The following is a 14,015-nucleotide window of genomic DNA, read 5'->3' as shown; positions in this document are numbered from 1 at the left end:
TATAATGGAAGAACAGCTCTTCCCCGGAACGGTTCGATGTCCCATGATTCGCGTGCCAATGATCTCGCCGCCCAGCACCTGCTTCCGCGGGCGAATTACAAGCTTACCGAACTGGCGGAAGAAGTAGCGCGCTGCGCGCGGCCGCTGCTGCCGGACGGCAGCAAGCTGTTCCTGGGGCTGGAGCAGAACGATGCCGGCTCGCTGCGGATGATCTGGTGGCGGGGCGACGACTTTCGCGTGATCGCGGAGATCGAGGCCACGCCCGAAGCCTTCTGTCCCGAAGACAGCGACGAGGGCATCCTGCAGGATGCGGCCGCCGCGTGTCTCACCTATCTCGCCGGGCGCTGGCCAACTCCGCCGCGCCGGCTCGGGATAATCACGGACGGCACCGGCGTCGCCTTCTCTCCCGCGCGCCCGGCCGTTGCCCAGGCGGGCTGGCTGATGGCGCACGCCAGCGGCGAAGCGCCGCTGACCGCCATCGTTGCGCTGGCGCCGCGCGGGCCGTGCGCCTTGCTCTGCACCCCCTCGGTCGCCCCCTCGCGCCATTGATCGGATGCGGCTGAAGCCGTGACAAGCCGCGCCGCCATGCTATGGCGCGGCCATGGGTGATCTGATCGCGATCGAAGGCGCCGACGGCGTAGGCAAGAATACGGCGGCGCGCGGGCTGTGCGCCGCGCTGAACGCACGCGGGCGCACTGCCACCGTACTCGGCTTTCCGCGCTATGGCGAAACCGTCGCCGGGGTGACCATCGGCCGGATGCTCGCCGGGGAGCTCGAGGTACCCGTCAGCCCCAAGGCGGCCGCCGTGCTTTATGCCCTTGATCGACTCGAATGGCGGGATGCGCTGCTCCAGGCGCAGGCGGAGCATGACGTGGTAGTGCTCGATCGCTATGTCGCGTCGAACATGGCGTATCAGGGCGCCAAGCTCGGCGGCGACGATGGCCGGGCGCTGATGGACTGGATCCTTGCGCTCGAAATCGGCCAGTTCGCCCTGCCTCGTCCACGCCTGTCGCTCTATCTGGATACGCCGTGGGATCTCGCCCGCGAACTGATCCTGCAAAAGGCGCAGCGCAGCTATACCGATCGCAGCTTCGACGAATATGAGGCGGATATCGCCCTGCAGCAGCGCGTACGCGGCAATTACGAGGCGATTGTCGCCGCCGATCTTCTGGGCCCGTGGCGCATCGTCCATGCGAGCGAAAACGGTGCGATGCGGGCTCCGGAAGCAATCGTGGAAGAAATCCTCTCTCATATTTGAAACTTAGAACGCGTGCGCTAATGCCGACGCTTGACATTTGCGTTCGTGGAGCGGCAATGGTAGCGCTATCACAATTTGAAATCAGCTAAGGGTGAGGGTCTTGGAAGCGTCTTCAGCAATGCTGCCTGCCGATCATACGCAGGCAATCTTGGTCGGTCGTGTTCTTACGCCGGCCGGTCCCAGCCCAGTTCTCCTCCGCAACGGGGACGTGATTGACGTATCGGCGACCGCGCCGACCGTCGCCGACCTGCTCGAACGCGACGATATCGCCACCCTTACCGGCGAGGTGCTGTGCAGCGTCGATGCGCTCGGCACCGATTCGGCGCCGCAGATTCTTGCGCCCGTCGACCTGCAGTGCGTCAAGGCGGCCGGCGTCACCTTCGCCGTTTCCGCGCTCGAGCGGGTGATCGAAGAACGCGCTCGCGGCGATGCCGACAAGGCTGCCGAGATTCGCGGCGATCTGGAAGCCAAGGTCGGTTCGGGCATCCGCTCGGTTGTCCCCGGCACGCCCGAAGCCGCCAGCCTGAAGGCCGCGCTGATCGATGCCGGCATGTGGTCGCAGTACCTCGAGGTCGCGATCGGCCCGGATGCGGAAGTATTCACCAAGGCGCCGGTGCTTTCGGCGATGGGTTGGGGCGCCGATATCGGCATCCGTTCCGACAGCGACTGGAACAATCCCGAGCCGGAAGTGGTGCTCGTCGTCGACCGCAACGGCACCATAAAGGGGGCAACCCTCGGCAACGACGTCAATCTGCGCGACTTCGAGGGCCGCAGCGCGCTGCTGCTCGGCAAGGCAAAAGACAACAACGCCTCCACCGCGATCGGCCCCTTCATCCGCCTGTTCGATGCCAGCTTCACGATGGACGATGTGCGCAGCGCCGTGGTCGATCTCACCATCGACGGGCCGGAGGGCTATCGCCTTTCGGGCACGAACAAGATGAGCGAGATCAGCCGCGATCCCACCGAACTCGTCCGCCAGACGCTGAGCGAGCACCAGTATCCGGACGGCTTCGCGCTGTTCCTCGGCACGTTGTTCGCGCCCGTGCAGGATCGCGACCATCCCGGCCGCGGCTTCACGCACAAGCCGGGCGATATCGTCCGCATCTCCACGCCGAAGCTCGGCACGCTCGTCAACCGCGTCACCACGTCGAAGGCCGCCGCGCCCTGGACGTTCGGCATCCGCGACCTGATGCGCAATCTCGCCGCGCGCGGCCTTCTCTCGAACTCGTAAGGTAGTCCATGTCCGAAGCCGATCTCCAGCAGGGCCCGATTCCGGCCGCTGAGCGTGCCGTCTATCCGAGCCTCAAGGGCAAGCGGGTCCTGATCACCGGGGGTGGTTCGGGCATCGGTGCCGGGCTGGTCGAAGGGTTCGTCCGCCAAGGCGCGGACGTGACCTTCTTCGACATCGCCGAGGAGGACTCGCAGGCGCTGGTCGCCAGCCTGTCGGGCGCGGCAATCGCGCCGCGCTTCTACAAGGTCGACCTCACCGACATCCGCGCCGCACAGGCGCAGGTTCAGGCGCTGATCGACGCCGAGGGCGCGTTCGACGTACTGCTGAACAACGCCGCGAATGACGACCGCCACACGATCGAGCAGGTGACCCCGGAGTACTGGGACAACCGCATGAACGTGAACCTGCGCCACCAGTTCTTCATGGCGCAGGCGGTGATCCCGGCGATGAAGGCGAAGCGCGCCGGCGTGATCATCAACCTCGGCTCGATCTCCTGGCACCTGGCACTCGAGGAGTTGACCCTCTACCAGACCGCCAAGGCAGCAATCGAAGGCCTCACCCGCAGCCTGGCGCGCGAGCTGGGCCCGGACGGCATCCGCTCGGTCTGCATCGTCCCCGGCAACGTCAAGACGCCGCGCCAGATGAAGTGGTACACGCCCGAGGGCGAGGCCGAGATCGTCAAGGCGCAGTGCCTGCCCGGCCGCCTGGTGCCCGATGATATCGCAGCGGCGGCGCTGTTCCTTGCATCGGACGATGCACGCCTGATAACGAGCCATGAATTCTTCGTGGATGCAGGCTGGAGATAAGATGACCGACAAGGTGGTGGTTTCGGCGCCGGAGAGCGTGTGGGGGCTCAGCGCCCCGCTTCTCGAAGGCCCGGTCTGGGTGGAGCGCGACGCCGCGCTGTGGTTCGTCGATATCAAGAGCCACAAGATCCACCGCTATGATCCCGCCACCGGCGACAAGCAGAGCTGGGACGCGCCGGCCCAGGTGGGCTTTGCGCTCCCGGCCGCCAGTGGCGGCTTCGTGGCCGGCCTGCAGACCGGTCTCGCCAAGTTCGATCCGGCCGATGGCAGCTTTACCCCGCTGATCGATCCCGAGCCCGATCTGCCCGGCAACCGGCTGAACGACGGCACCGTCGATCCGGAAGGCCGGATGTGGTTCGGCACGATGGATGATGGCGAGAGCGCAGCAACCGGCACCATCTATCGCCTCGCCGCAGACGGTAGCTGTGTGCCTTCCAGCCCGAAGGTCTCGATCACCAACGGCCCTGCGGTATCGCCGGACGGCAAGACGCTCTACCATGTCGATACGTTGGGGGCGGTGGTCTATGCCTGCGACATCGACGCCGAGGGCGCGCTGGTCAACCGCCGCGAATTCGTCCGCATCGCCGAGGGCGAGGGCTTCCCGGATGGTCCTTGCGTCGACAGCGAAGGCTATGTGTGGGTGAGCCTCTATGCAGGCTCAGAGGTTCGCCGCTATTCGCCGGCGGGCGCGTTGGTCGAGACCGTCCCCTTCCCCGTCGATGCCATCACCAAGATCGCGTTTGGCGGCCCGGACCTGAAGACGGTGTATGCCACCACCGCGAACAAGCACCTGTCCGCCGAGGACAAGGCCGCCCGTCCGACTTCGGGCGACCTGTTCAGCTTCCGCGTGACGGTCGCCGGCCAACCGGGATCGATGATCCGGGTCGGAGCATAAGGAAGCGCCCAGCGGCGTGCCCGCCCTTTTCACCCCCTCCCGCTCGCGGGAGGGGTAGGCAGCGGCCAACAACGTCAGCCCTGGCGGTACATTGCCCGCGTCAGCCCTGCGATGCCGCTGCGCACCCGTTCCCAGCCCGCATCCCCCGTCAGGTCCAGCCCCAGGAAGCGCCCGCTCGCGGCACCGGACAGCACCAGTTGCTGGATGGCCGCGATCAGCAGTGCGTTGAGCATCGGCGCATCGATCCCCGACGGCCGCTGCAACGTGCCCCGCTCACGCGCGATCCATGCACTAAGCGCCTTGCCGCGCGCCTCCGAAAAGGCCGTGGCGAGCTTCGACGAGGCGGAGAGTTCCCAAGCCAGGATCTTCTGCGCCAGCGGATCGCTGCGCAGCGCATCAAGCAGCGCCACCGCGACCCGCGCCATCAGTTCGGCATAGTCGGCAGGCGGCGTGCGGTGATCGGGTTGCGCGAGCGCGGATTGCATCCAGGTGGAAACATCCTCGGCAATGGCCTCCGCCAGCCCATCCATGCCGCCGAAATAGCGATAGATCAGCTGTTTGTCGTATCCGGCCGCGCGGGCGATGGCGTTCACCCCCCAACCGGCGAACCCCTTCTCCGCCAGCAGCGCCTTGGCGGCCGCCAGGATCGTCGCACGCGTGCTCGCCGCGTTGCGCGGCCGCTTCGCCGGTGCCTCGGTGTCCACGCCTTCCCTTCCCCCAACTCACAGGAAGGCGTTAACTATCACTGGATAGTGACACGCGCCACCTCCGGATCGGTCCGGAGGGGGCGCAGGATCACGCCGTCGCCAGTGCTACGTCGTAGCTGGCGGTGGTCTTGGCCGCCACTTCCTCGGCCGTCACGCCGGGTGCCAGCTCGATCAGCCTAAACGGCGAAGCATGATCGGCACGGCTGAACACGGCGAGATCCGTGATGATCATGTCCACCACGTTCTTGCCGGTCAGCGGCAGCGTGCATTCGGGAATGAATTTGGGGCTGCCGTCCTTGGCGTTGTGTTCCATCACGACGATGATCTTCTTGACGCCGGCAACCAGGTCCATTGCCCCGCCCATCCCCTTGATCATCTTGCCGGGGATCATCCAGTTGGCGATGTCGCCCCCCTGGCTCACTTCCATTGCGCCGAGCACGGTCAGGTCGATATGCCCGCCGCGGATCATCGCGAAGCTGTCCGACGAGCTGAAATAGACCGAGCTGGGCAGTTCGCTGATCGTCTGCTTGCCTGCGTTGATCAGGTCGGGATCCTCGTCGCCTTCTAGCGGGAACGGGCCGATGCCGAGCATGCCGTTCTCGGACTGGAGCGTCACTTCCACGCCCGCGGGGATGTGGTTCGCCACCAGCGTAGGAATGCCGATGCCCAGATTGACGTAGAAGCCGTCCTGCAGCTCCTGCGCGGCACGCGCCGCCATTTCGTCGCGGGTCCAGGCCATTATCGCTTCTCCTGCGGGTCCGCCCAGCGTGTCGCCGGCGGGAAGGTTTGGTCATAGGTGGAACCGAGCCCGGTTCCGTACACGGGATTGGGCAGCACGAACCAGCTGCGGCCCCACATTGCCCCGATCGCCGGTCCGGCGGCGGCAGTGCGGCGTTCGGGCGGGCGGAGCGGTGCGAACAGATCGGTGAAGTCGCCCAGCTGATCACCGCCCATCGCCACCACGCACCATCGCTGTGCGATGGCGGCGCGGCGGCCGTCCTTGGCGGATTTGCCGTCGACATCGCCCTTCAGAAACAGCGTTTCGCCGTGCTTGGCGGGGCCGATGCCGGCAAAGGCGATCGCCGCTTCCGTCTCGGCGGCGTTTGCGGCGGCGCGATTGGTGTTGAAGATCACCGCAACGCCCATCGCCCGCAGCGCCCGCACCGCCTCGATCGCGCCCGGCACTGCCGCGACCTTGCTGGCGCCGGTCTTCTCCCAGCGATCCCAGCGGGCAGAATCCCAGCCGCCGGTGCGCTGCGCATCGTCGCCTTCATAGCCCAGGTTGAGCACCATCGTCTCGTCTACGTCGAACACCGCTGCCGGGGGCTTGTCGCCGCAGGATTCGAAGCGCGGTGCAGCCAGCGTCGCACCGGGTGCGAGAACCGCCGAGGTGGAGACACCCTTGGCCATGCGGGTGCGCACGCTGTCCACCAGCGCGTTATACGCCTGCACGCTGAGCGCCGCCGCCTCGCCAGAGCCGTAGAGATACTGCATGCCCGCGGGCACGGCACCAGGCGCGGCGACGGGTGCAGGCGGCGCCTGCATTACCGTCGTGTCGACGACGCAGCCCGAAAGTGCCAAGCCGGCCGCCAGCAGCAGCCCTGCCCGGATCATACCGCCTCGCGCGAGCGCACGGTGCGGAATTCGATCTTCTTGTCGTACGGCGCGCCGACGATCATCCGCTTCACATAGATGCCCGGAAGGTGGATCTGGTCTGGATCGAGGCTGCCGACCGGTACCACTTCCTCCACCTCCGCGATGCAGAGGTGGCTGGCGGTGGCCATCGGCTGGTTGAAGTTGCGCGCCGTCTTTCGGAAGATCAGGTTGCCCGCCTCGTCGGCCTTCCAGCCCTTGATGATCGAGATGTCGGCGCGAATGCCGCGCTCGAGGATATATTCCTCGCCGTCGAACACCTTCACTTCCTTGCCCTCAGCCACCTTCGTGCCGACGCCGGTCTTGGTATAGAAGCCGGGGATGCCCGCGCCGCCGGCGCGGCAACGCTCGGCCAGCGTGCCCTGCGGGCAGAACTCCACCTCGAGCTCGCCGGAGAGATACTGCCGCTCGAATTCCTTGTTCTCGCCGACGTACGAAGAGATCATCTTCTTCACCTGACGGCTGCGCAGCAGCTTGCCCAGGCCCTCGTTGTCGATGCCGGCATTGTTGGAGGCGATGGTGAGATCCTTGACGCCCGAAGCCTGGATCGCGTCGATCAGCCGCTCGGGGATGCCGCACAGGCCGAAACCGCCCGCGCAGATCATCATCCCGTCGAACAGCAGCCCTTCCAGCGCTGCGTTCGCGTTGGGGTAGAGCTTGTCCATCGACGATTCCCTCCATCTGATTGCGGCGGCGATAATACCGGCGGGGCGGCCCGGTCAAGCGAACCTGAACCGGCTTTCAACTTTGGCGCGGGCGTCGCGACCCTGCCGTCGCGCCGTTCGGAACAGGACGTCCTGCAGGCACAGCACGCTCCATTTTCGTACCTTGCAACAGACGAAGCCATTACATCCCTGCACGATAGGACATAGTATTTCCTACCACACCATCTGCATCTATATTTATGTTTCACCGGCCCGATATAGTTCCGACTCGCCTCTGGAAGCACTCTGTGCCAATATTATCTTGGCTTGACTGGCTTCAATCCTGAACGATGGAGGGTAAGATGGGGGCAATGGCTTGGATTCAACTACTCGTGCTCGGCGGGCTTGCCGGGGCCATGGGTCAGGCGATTCGTGTGATCGTCGGAATGAAGAAACTCAACGATCAGGCTTCGACCTCGAACGCCACGCTGGCGGAGATGATCGTGCCATCGCAGCTGATCGTGTCGCTGCTGATCGGCTTCATCGCGGGAGCGCTCGCCGCGGCGCAGCTGATCCAGAACCTTGCGCAGATTTCGGCCGAGCAGATCTTCACGCTTGCCGCCGCCGGCTATGCCGGAGCGGACTTCATCGAAGGGTTTATGTCCCGCTTCGCACCGAAAGAGGGCAACGGCACACCCACCCCGACGTCCGTGCCAGCAACTGCCGCGGATGGAGCGGTCGGCTGATGGCGGGGGCAGGTACGACGCCGATCAGCGGGACGGTGCGCACGACCACGCTGGTCAATCTCCGCTCCGGGGCGCCACGGACGAGCGCGCCGGTCGTTCGCAAGCTGGCGCCAGGCACCACCATCGCCGTTACGAGCGTGGCGGTGGGCGATCCGGTGCAGGGCAATGCGCTGTGGTACGGCACCGCCGAGCAGAACTTCGTGTGGAGCGGCGGGTGCGGCGCGTTGCAACCGGCACCGGCTGCCCCTGTGGCGGCCGCCGGGCTGCCACGCATTCCGGCGGTGGTCGATCTCTACCATCGCAACAGCGTCACCGATTTCGCTGCAGCGCGCGCGGCCGGCGTGCTCGGCATCATCCACAAGGCGACGACCGGCACCAGCGGCCGCGACGAACTCTACGACGATCGCCGTGCGGCCGCCACCAAAGCGGGGCTGCTATGGGGCGCCTATCATTGGGGCACCGCCCTGCCCCCGGCGGCGCAGGTGGAGAATCTGCTTGCCTGGGCCAAGCCCGACGACCGCACGCTGATCGCGCTGGACTACGAACCGAGCCCGAACAACCAGATGACGCTGGACGGCGCCCGCGAATTTCTCGAGCGGATCTACGACAAGCTCGGCCGCCGCGCAGTGTTGTATTCGGGGCACCTGATCAAGGAGCAGCTCGGCAATCAGGTCGATCCGTTCTTCGGCGCGCACCGGCTGTGGCTGGCGCAATATTCGGGGACGGCCGTCGTCCAGCGCAGCTGGAACAGCTATTGGCTGTGGCAATATTCGGACGGTCCTACGCAGGTGCCCGGTATTCCCGGTGACGCGGCCGGCGGCGTCGATCGCAACCATTATGCCGGCAGCGCGGAACAGCTCGCCGCCGAATGGGCAAGCTGAACGCTCGACTTGGCGGCCCCCGCGCGCCTACCATGGCGGCATGACCGCAAAACGCACCGGGGGCCGCATCCTCGTCGACAATCTGGTGGCGCAGGGCTGCGACCGGATCTTCCAGGTACCGGGCGAGAGCTTTCTCGCCGTGCTCGATGCGCTGCACGACACGCCCGACATCGATGTCGTCACGTGCCGGCAGGAAGGCGGCGCCGCGTTCATGGCTTGCGCGGACGGGGCGATGACCGGGCGGCCGGGCGTGTGCTTCGTGACGCGCGGACCAGGCGCCACCAATGCCAGCATCGGCGTGCATGTCGCACTGCAGGATTCGCAGCCGATGCTGCTGTTCGTGGGCGATGTCGACCGAGGCATGCGCGACCGCGAGGGGTTTCAGGAAGTCGATCTGCCGGCAATGTTCGCGCCGCTCGCCAAATGGGCGACGCGTATCGAGGATGCGCGGCGCATCCCCGAATATGTGGCACGCGCCTGGAACGTCGCGACCTCGGGCCGGCCGGGGCCGGTGGTGATCGCGCTCCCGGAGGACATGCTCCTGGACGTCGTTGAGGCTGTCGATCGCCCCGCCGTCGCCGAGCCGATCCAGGCGGCCGACCCGTTCGACCTCGATCAGCTGTTCGAATTGCTGCGCGGCGCCGAGCGACCGATCGCGATCGTGGGCGGCGGCGGTTGGGATTCGGACACGGCCGAGGACTTCGCCCGCTTCGCGGAAACGATCGACCTCCCAGTGGCCTGCGCGTTCCGGCGGCAGGATGCGATCGACAACACCTCGCCGATATGGGCGGGGAACCTCGGCTATGGCCCAAGCCCCAGGCTGGTCGAACGGATCCGGGCGGCGGATCTGCTGCTCGTCGTCGGTGCGCGACTCGGTGAGGCGACGACCGATGGCTACAGCCTGATCACGCCGGATCATCCGGGCCAGATGCTGGTCCATGTCCATCCCGATCCCGGCGAGTTCCACCGCGTCTATCGCGTCGATCTGCCGATCTGCGCCCGGCCTTTCGAATTCGCCGTTGCCGCGGCCGCGATGGTCGAAGCGGCGGGCTTGCCTCGCTTCGACGGTGCCGCCGCGCACGCCGAATGGCTGGAATGGTCGACACCGCAGCCCCGCGAGGGCGTGGCGCTGGACCTGGGCCAATGTGTTGCCGCCATGCGCACTGCGCTGCCGGCGGACACAATCATCTGCAACGGCGCGGGCAACTTCTCGGGCTGGTGGCATCGCTACTGGCACTACGCTCCGCAGCCGAGCCAGCTCGCCCCCACTGCCGGTGCGATGGGCTATGGCGTGCCCGCCGCCGTCGCCGCCGCGCGCCGCTTTCCGGAACGTCGCGTCATAGCGTTGGCGGGTGACGGCGATTTCCTGATGAATGGCCAGGAACTGGCCACCGCCGTGCAATATGGCTGCGATCTGCTGGTGATCGTGGTGGATAACGGCGCCTATGGCACCATCCGGATGCACCAGGAGCGTGAGTTCCCGGCGCGCCTTTCCGGCACCACCCTGCACAATCCCGATTTCGCCGCCCTGGCGCGCGCCTATGGGGGATGGGCCACCAGCGTCGACACTACCGAAGCCTTCGCTCCCGCGCTGGCTGAAGCGTTGGCCCGGCCCGGCCTCAAGCTGTTGCATTGCAAGACGGATATCGAATTTATCAGCCCCGCCACCACCGTCCAGAAGCTGCGGAATCGCTGAAAGGATAGGAACCCATTAACCGCCTCTGCTTACATTGGGCACATGGTACAGCAGATGGTTGATCGGTGGCGTACGGCGCATCTCGGCAAGCGGGGGGATCGCGCCCGAATCAACGGTCAGCCGGTCTGGCAGCGGGAATGGCGCTGGATCGACAAGAAGACGGTGCGCCTGCCCCATCCGCTGCATACCAGCGACATGTTCTCGTTCATGATCTGCGAAATCGGCCCGGCAACGGCCCCGGTGCGATTCGCCGCCGCGCAGGTCGAGCCCGATCTATGGGCGTTCTACGTGCCAGACTGATCGGCTTCTTCAGCCCCTCTTCGCTGGACGAGGATTCAAGGCCCCAAAACCGCGAACGGGCCGCGCCTTTCGGCACGACCCGTCCAAATGTCCGGTCTCTCAAACGGCTCAGATGTCGTCGCCGAGGGCGCCCTTCACCTTGCCGCCGAACTGCTGGGCCTTGCCCTTGGCTTCCTGCGCCGCGCCTTCGTCGCGCGTTTCGGGGTTGCCGCTCTGCTGCTTCACCTTGCCGGCCAGCTCATTGAGATTGCCTTTGATCTTGTCGGTCAGCTCGCCCATGATCGATACTCCTGGCTAAGGTCGGGTGCCACACAACACGACACCTGCGACTTGCCTGAAATAACGTGCATCGGGCTGAACCGGTTCCCGCTCAGCCGCGCGTCGCCTCGTCGAGAAACGCCATGGTTGCGCGCCATGCTTCCAGCGCGCCTTGCGGGTTCTTGGTCCGCAACAGTGTCGAGCTGCCATGCACACCGCCCAGCTTCGGCACGAACTGCGTCTTCTGGGTTGCCGGCGACGCGGCGAGGATCGTCCGCGCGGCATCCACTTCATGCCCATCCTGGGAGGAAGTGACGAAGATCGGCACGGTGACCTGCTTCGCTGCGCGCGCCACCGCACCCTTGTCGTCAAGATACTCCGCAGGCGAAAAGGCGAGCAGCGCCTTCACTGCGCCGGGATGCGCGGCTGCGAGCGGGAAGACCAAGGCCGCTGAATAGCTGCTGCCCCACAGCACGATCGGCATCTTCTGCTGCTGCGCCCATGCAAAGGCGGCATCGAGGTCCTGCTGCGCCTCCGCATAGCTGGCCGAATGGCCGCGCGCCTTCACCGTTTCGTTCACGCCGTACAGATCGCCGCCTGCGCGCTGATCGATTCGCAGCGAGGAATAGCCGGCCTGCGCCAGCTGGGGCGCGAGCAGCGCATATTCGTCCTTGCCTGACTTGTCCTGGTGGAACAGCAGGAGCAGCGCCTTGGGCTTTGCTGCGCGGGTATAGACGCCGGCGATCTTCACCCCGTCGGCGGCGGTCAGCGTCACCGGCTCGGCCGAGATCGGGCCTTCGTTGACGACGGGGTCGGACTGCGGCCGGGGATGGCAGCCCGCCACCGCGACCAGCGCCAGCACCGCCAGTCCAGCCGCGCGCATCAGATGAGCCCCGCCAGCGGGCTCGACGGATCGGCATAGCGGCGCTTCGCCATGCGGCCTGCGCGATAGGAAAGCCGCCCGGCCTCCACCGCCGCCTTCATCGCCGCCGCCATCAGGATCGGGTCCTTGGCCTCGGCGATCGCGGTATTCATCAGCACGCCGTCGCAGCCCAGCTCCATCGCCACCGCCGCGTCCGATGCCGAGCCGACGCCGGCATCCACCAGCACCGGCACCTTGGCGCCCTCGACGATCAGCCGGATCGTCACCTGGTTCTGAATGCCGAGGCCCGATCCGATCGGTGCGCCGAGCGGCATGATTGCGACGGCGCCGGCATCCTCCAGCCGCTTGGCGGCGATGGGATCGTCGACGCAGTAGACCATCGGCTTGAAGCCTTCCTTGGCCAGCACCTCGGTCGCGCGCAGCGTCTCGACCATGTCCGGGTAGAGCGTACGCGCCTCGCCCAGCACTTCCAGCTTCACCAGCTCCCAGCCGCCCGCCTCGCGCGCCAGCCGCAGCGTTCGGATCGCCGATTCGGCATCGAAGCAGCCCGCGGTGTTGGGAAGATAGGTGATCTTCTTCGGATCGATATAGTCGGTGAGCATCGGCGCCTTGGGGTCGCTCACGTTCACCCGGCGCACCGCGACGGTGACGATCTCGGCGCCCGAGGCGGCCACGGCGGCCGCGTTCTGCTCGAAATCCTTATACTTGCCGGTGCCGACGATGAGGCGCGAGCGGAAGGTCTTGCCCGCCACCGTCCAGCTGTCGTCCGCCAGCGGGCCGGCATGGTCGCCGCCACCCACGAAATGCACGATTTCCAGCTCGTCTCCATCTTCGACGATCACCTGGGACAGCGTCGAGCGCGGCACCACCTCTAGATTGCGTTCCACCGCGAGCTTTTCGGGCACCAACCCCAGCTCCTCGGCCAGCTGCGCGAGCGTAAGCCCGGCGGTGATGCGCTTGTGTTCGCCGTTGACGCGGATGGAGACGGTGCCGTCGCTATGCATGAAGAGCCTTGGATTTGATCGGAGACGCCGGCTCATATAGGGAGGACCGCATCCTGCCCGCAACCGAAAGGCGCCTGCTTTGGCCGATACGATCTTCGTCTTGAACGGTCCCAACCTGAATTTGCTGGGCCTGCGCGAGCCGGAAATCTATGGGTCGGACACGCTGGACGACATTGCTGGCATGCTGGAGGACCGCGCCCGCGAGCTTGGCCTGGAGATCGAGATGCGCCAATCGAACCACGAGGGCCATCTGATCGACTGGCTGCACGAGGCACAGGCCGATGGCGCCCGCGCCGTCCTCCTCAATCCGGGCGGCTACACCCACACCTCGGTCGCGCTACACGATGCGATCAAGAGCATCCGAACGCCGGTGATCGAAGTGCACCTCTCCAATCCGCACGCTCGTGAATCCTTCCGCCACACGAGCTTCGTCGGCCGTGCTGCGAAAGGCACAGTGGCCGGGTTTGGTGCAAACTCCTATATGCTCGCGCTTGAAGCAGCCGCGCGTCTCTGACAGAGGGCGCCGTTTCATTTACCGAATTTCAAAAGAAGGGTCGTATGGCCGAAGAATCCAAATCGGGTGCAATGATGGTCGACATCGAGCTGGTCCGCCAGCTCGCCGCCGTGCTCGATGACACCCAGCTGACCGAAATCGAAGTCGAAGACGGCGAACGCCGCGTCCGGGTCGCCCGCAAGGTGACGGCGGCGTCTGCGCCGGTCCAGTATGCGGCGCAGCCTGCGCCGATGCTCGCCGCCGCGCCGGCCGCAGCCGCTGCCCCGGCCGAGATCGTCGCCGCGCCACAGCCGGCCGCCAACGCGGTCAAGTCGCCGATGGTCGGCACCGCCTATCTGAAGCCCAATCCGGAAGCGAAGACCTTTGTCACCGTTGGCCAGCAGGTCGCCGCGGGCGACACGCTGCTGATCATCGAGGCGATGAAGGTGATGAACCCGATCCAGGCGCCCACCGCCGGCACGGTCAAGGCTATCCTGGTCGAGAACGGCCAGCCGGTCGAGTTCGACCAGCCGCTCGTCGTGGTCGAGTAACGGAACGGC

18 protein-coding genes are annotated in these 14,015 nt (G+C 66.1%); 11 read left to right on the top strand and 7 right to left on the bottom strand.

Annotation, left to right across the window (positions count from 1 at the left end; translation table 11 throughout):
- The first annotated feature begins 36 nt into the window (after positions 1 to 36).
- The 5 genes from ACNFJ7_RS16535 (at position 37) to ACNFJ7_RS16515 (ending at position 4,190) form a co-directional block, all read left to right on the top strand.
- Positions 37 to 549: a hypothetical protein gene (locus ACNFJ7_RS16535; RefSeq protein WP_019368448.1), complete on the top strand. Its 513-nt coding sequence runs from the start codon at positions 37 to 39 to the stop codon at positions 547 to 549.
- A 52-nt stretch (positions 550 to 601) separates the two neighbouring features.
- A complete protein-coding gene (locus tag ACNFJ7_RS16530) occupies positions 602 to 1,258 on the top strand; it encodes a dTMP kinase (RefSeq protein WP_019368447.1) in 657 nt (218 codons plus the stop codon).
- 118 nt (positions 1,259 to 1,376) lie between these two features.
- Entirely contained in the window at positions 1,377 to 2,489 is a 1,113-nt protein-coding gene (locus ACNFJ7_RS16525; protein WP_019368446.1) for a fumarylacetoacetate hydrolase family protein, read from the top strand.
- Between the two features lie 8 nt (positions 2,490 to 2,497).
- A complete protein-coding gene (locus ACNFJ7_RS16520; RefSeq protein WP_019368445.1) occupies positions 2,498 to 3,295 on the top strand; it encodes an SDR family NAD(P)-dependent oxidoreductase in 798 nt (265 codons plus the stop codon).
- Between the two features lies 1 nt (position 3,296).
- A complete protein-coding gene (locus tag ACNFJ7_RS16515) occupies positions 3,297 to 4,190 on the top strand; it encodes an SMP-30/gluconolactonase/LRE family protein (RefSeq protein ID WP_019368444.1) in 894 nt (297 codons plus the stop codon).
- A gap of 74 nt (positions 4,191 to 4,264) precedes the next feature.
- Here ACNFJ7_RS16515 and ACNFJ7_RS16510 read toward each other — a convergent pair whose 3' ends face one another.
- The 4 genes from ACNFJ7_RS16510 to ACNFJ7_RS16495 form a co-directional block, all read right to left on the bottom strand.
- Positions 4,265 to 4,894 (bottom strand): TetR/AcrR family transcriptional regulator, encoded by a 630-nt coding sequence (locus ACNFJ7_RS16510; protein ID WP_019368443.1) that lies wholly within the window; start codon positions 4,892 to 4,894, stop codon positions 4,265 to 4,267.
- Positions 4,895 to 4,985: 91 nt separating this feature from the next.
- Positions 4,986 to 5,636 (bottom strand): 3-oxoacid CoA-transferase subunit B, encoded by a 651-nt coding sequence (locus ACNFJ7_RS16505; protein WP_019368442.1) that lies wholly within the window; start codon positions 5,634 to 5,636, stop codon positions 4,986 to 4,988.
- Positions 5,636 to 6,511 carry an HAD family acid phosphatase gene (locus tag ACNFJ7_RS16500; RefSeq protein ID WP_019368441.1) on the bottom strand — a complete coding sequence of 292 codons (876 nt, stop codon included), beginning with the start codon at positions 6,509 to 6,511 and terminating at the stop codon, positions 5,636 to 5,638. Before ACNFJ7_RS16500 ends, ACNFJ7_RS16505 begins: the two co-directional genes overlap by 1 nt.
- Entirely contained in the window at positions 6,508 to 7,215 is a 708-nt protein-coding gene (locus ACNFJ7_RS16495; protein WP_019368440.1) for a CoA transferase subunit A, read from the bottom strand. Before ACNFJ7_RS16495 ends, ACNFJ7_RS16500 begins: the two co-directional genes overlap by 4 nt.
- 329 nt (positions 7,216 to 7,544) lie before the next feature.
- On the opposite strand from ACNFJ7_RS16495, the gene ACNFJ7_RS16490 reads away from it, so the two are divergent.
- Genes ACNFJ7_RS16490 through ACNFJ7_RS16475 form a run of 4 tightly spaced genes read left to right on the top strand, consistent with a single transcriptional unit; the run spans position 7,545 to position 10,817 of the window.
- The gene (locus ACNFJ7_RS16490; RefSeq protein WP_156804355.1) at positions 7,545 to 7,940 is read left to right on the top strand and encodes a hypothetical protein; all 396 of its coding nucleotides are present in this window, start codon (positions 7,545 to 7,547) and stop codon (positions 7,938 to 7,940) included.
- Complete coding sequence (locus ACNFJ7_RS16485) at positions 7,940 to 8,821, top strand: glycoside hydrolase family 25 protein (protein WP_019368438.1); 882 nt, start codon at positions 7,940 to 7,942, stop codon at positions 8,819 to 8,821. Before ACNFJ7_RS16490 ends, ACNFJ7_RS16485 begins: the two co-directional genes overlap by 1 nt.
- A 40-nt stretch (positions 8,822 to 8,861) precedes the next feature.
- Complete coding sequence (locus tag ACNFJ7_RS16480) at positions 8,862 to 10,517, top strand: thiamine pyrophosphate-binding protein (RefSeq protein ID WP_019368437.1); 1,656 nt, start codon at positions 8,862 to 8,864, stop codon at positions 10,515 to 10,517.
- 54 nt (positions 10,518 to 10,571) lie between these two features.
- On the top strand, positions 10,572 to 10,817 hold the full coding sequence (locus ACNFJ7_RS16475) for a hypothetical protein (RefSeq protein ID WP_236704382.1): 246 nt from the start codon (positions 10,572 to 10,574) through the stop codon (positions 10,815 to 10,817).
- Positions 10,818 to 10,925: 108 nt separating this feature from the next.
- On the opposite strand, the gene ACNFJ7_RS16470 is transcribed toward ACNFJ7_RS16475, so the two are convergent.
- From ACNFJ7_RS16470 to thiS, 3 genes are all read right to left on the bottom strand, one after another.
- Positions 10,926 to 11,096, bottom strand: a complete 171-nt coding sequence (locus tag ACNFJ7_RS16470) for a CsbD family protein (RefSeq protein ID WP_019368435.1) — start codon at positions 11,094 to 11,096, stop codon at positions 10,926 to 10,928.
- Positions 11,097 to 11,187: 91 nt separating this feature from the next.
- A complete protein-coding gene (locus tag ACNFJ7_RS16465) occupies positions 11,188 to 11,958 on the bottom strand; it encodes an alpha/beta hydrolase (RefSeq protein WP_019368434.1) in 771 nt (256 codons plus the stop codon).
- Positions 11,958 to 12,962: a sulfur carrier protein ThiS gene (gene thiS / locus ACNFJ7_RS16460; protein ID WP_019368433.1), complete on the bottom strand. Its 1,005-nt coding sequence runs from the start codon at positions 12,960 to 12,962 to the stop codon at positions 11,958 to 11,960. The genes ACNFJ7_RS16465 and thiS overlap by 1 nt, the downstream gene beginning before the upstream one ends.
- Positions 12,963 to 13,041: 79 nt before the next feature.
- On the opposite strand from thiS, the gene aroQ reads away from it, so the two are divergent.
- Together aroQ and accB are read left to right on the top strand one after the other, a co-directional pair.
- A complete protein-coding gene (gene aroQ, locus ACNFJ7_RS16455) occupies positions 13,042 to 13,476 on the top strand; it encodes a type II 3-dehydroquinate dehydratase (protein WP_019368432.1) in 435 nt (144 codons plus the stop codon).
- A 44-nt stretch (positions 13,477 to 13,520) separates the two neighbouring features.
- Entirely contained in the window at positions 13,521 to 14,006 is a 486-nt protein-coding gene (gene accB / locus ACNFJ7_RS16450) for an acetyl-CoA carboxylase biotin carboxyl carrier protein (RefSeq protein WP_019368431.1), read from the top strand.
- Positions 14,007 to 14,015 lie beyond the last annotated feature (9 nt).

It is taken from the genome of Sphingomonas sp. HT-1 (assembly GCF_048568905.1).
Taxonomy (GTDB): domain Bacteria; phylum Pseudomonadota; class Alphaproteobacteria; order Sphingomonadales; family Sphingomonadaceae; genus Sphingomonas.
Note: the sequence above shows the minus strand (reverse complement) of the source record. Positions and strands in the feature narration are given on the sequence as shown.

What these genes read in the sequence shown, in the direction of transcription:
- ACNFJ7_RS16520 (WP_019368445.1), top strand. Translation starts at nt 2,498, where the DNA reads ATGTCCGAAGCCGATCTCCAGCAGGGCCCGATTCCGGCCGCTGAGCGT.
- ACNFJ7_RS16500 (WP_019368441.1), bottom strand. Translation starts at nt 6,511, where the DNA reads ATGATCCGGGCAGGGCTGCTGCTGGCGGCCGGCTTGGCACTTTCGGGC.
- ACNFJ7_RS16505 (WP_019368442.1), bottom strand. Translation starts at nt 5,636, where the DNA reads ATGGCCTGGACCCGCGACGAAATGGCGGCGCGTGCCGCGCAGGAGCTG.
- ACNFJ7_RS16525 (WP_019368446.1), top strand. Translation starts at nt 1,377, where the DNA reads ATGCTGCCTGCCGATCATACGCAGGCAATCTTGGTCGGTCGTGTTCTT.
- ACNFJ7_RS16515 (WP_019368444.1), top strand. Translation starts at nt 3,297, where the DNA reads ATGACCGACAAGGTGGTGGTTTCGGCGCCGGAGAGCGTGTGGGGGCTC.
- ACNFJ7_RS16495 (WP_019368440.1), bottom strand. Translation starts at nt 7,215, where the DNA reads ATGGACAAGCTCTACCCCAACGCGAACGCAGCGCTGGAAGGGCTGCTG.
- ACNFJ7_RS16465 (WP_019368434.1), bottom strand. Translation starts at nt 11,958, where the DNA reads ATGCGCGCGGCTGGACTGGCGGTGCTGGCGCTGGTCGCGGTGGCGGGC.
- ACNFJ7_RS16485 (WP_019368438.1), top strand. Translation starts at nt 7,940, where the DNA reads ATGGCGGGGGCAGGTACGACGCCGATCAGCGGGACGGTGCGCACGACC.
- ACNFJ7_RS16480 (WP_019368437.1), top strand. Translation starts at nt 8,862, where the DNA reads ATGACCGCAAAACGCACCGGGGGCCGCATCCTCGTCGACAATCTGGTG.
- thiS (WP_019368433.1), bottom strand. Translation starts at nt 12,962, where the DNA reads ATGCATAGCGACGGCACCGTCTCCATCCGCGTCAACGGCGAACACAAG.
- accB (WP_019368431.1), top strand. Translation starts at nt 13,521, where the DNA reads ATGGCCGAAGAATCCAAATCGGGTGCAATGATGGTCGACATCGAGCTG.
- ACNFJ7_RS16535 (WP_019368448.1), top strand. Translation starts at nt 37, where the DNA reads ATGTCCCATGATTCGCGTGCCAATGATCTCGCCGCCCAGCACCTGCTT.
- ACNFJ7_RS16490 (WP_156804355.1), top strand. Translation starts at nt 7,545, where the DNA reads ATGGAGGGTAAGATGGGGGCAATGGCTTGGATTCAACTACTCGTGCTC.
- ACNFJ7_RS16470 (WP_019368435.1), bottom strand. Translation starts at nt 11,096, where the DNA reads ATGGGCGAGCTGACCGACAAGATCAAAGGCAATCTCAATGAGCTGGCC.
- ACNFJ7_RS16475 (WP_236704382.1), top strand. Translation starts at nt 10,572, where the DNA reads ATGGTTGATCGGTGGCGTACGGCGCATCTCGGCAAGCGGGGGGATCGC.
- ACNFJ7_RS16530 (WP_019368447.1), top strand. Translation starts at nt 602, where the DNA reads ATGGGTGATCTGATCGCGATCGAAGGCGCCGACGGCGTAGGCAAGAAT.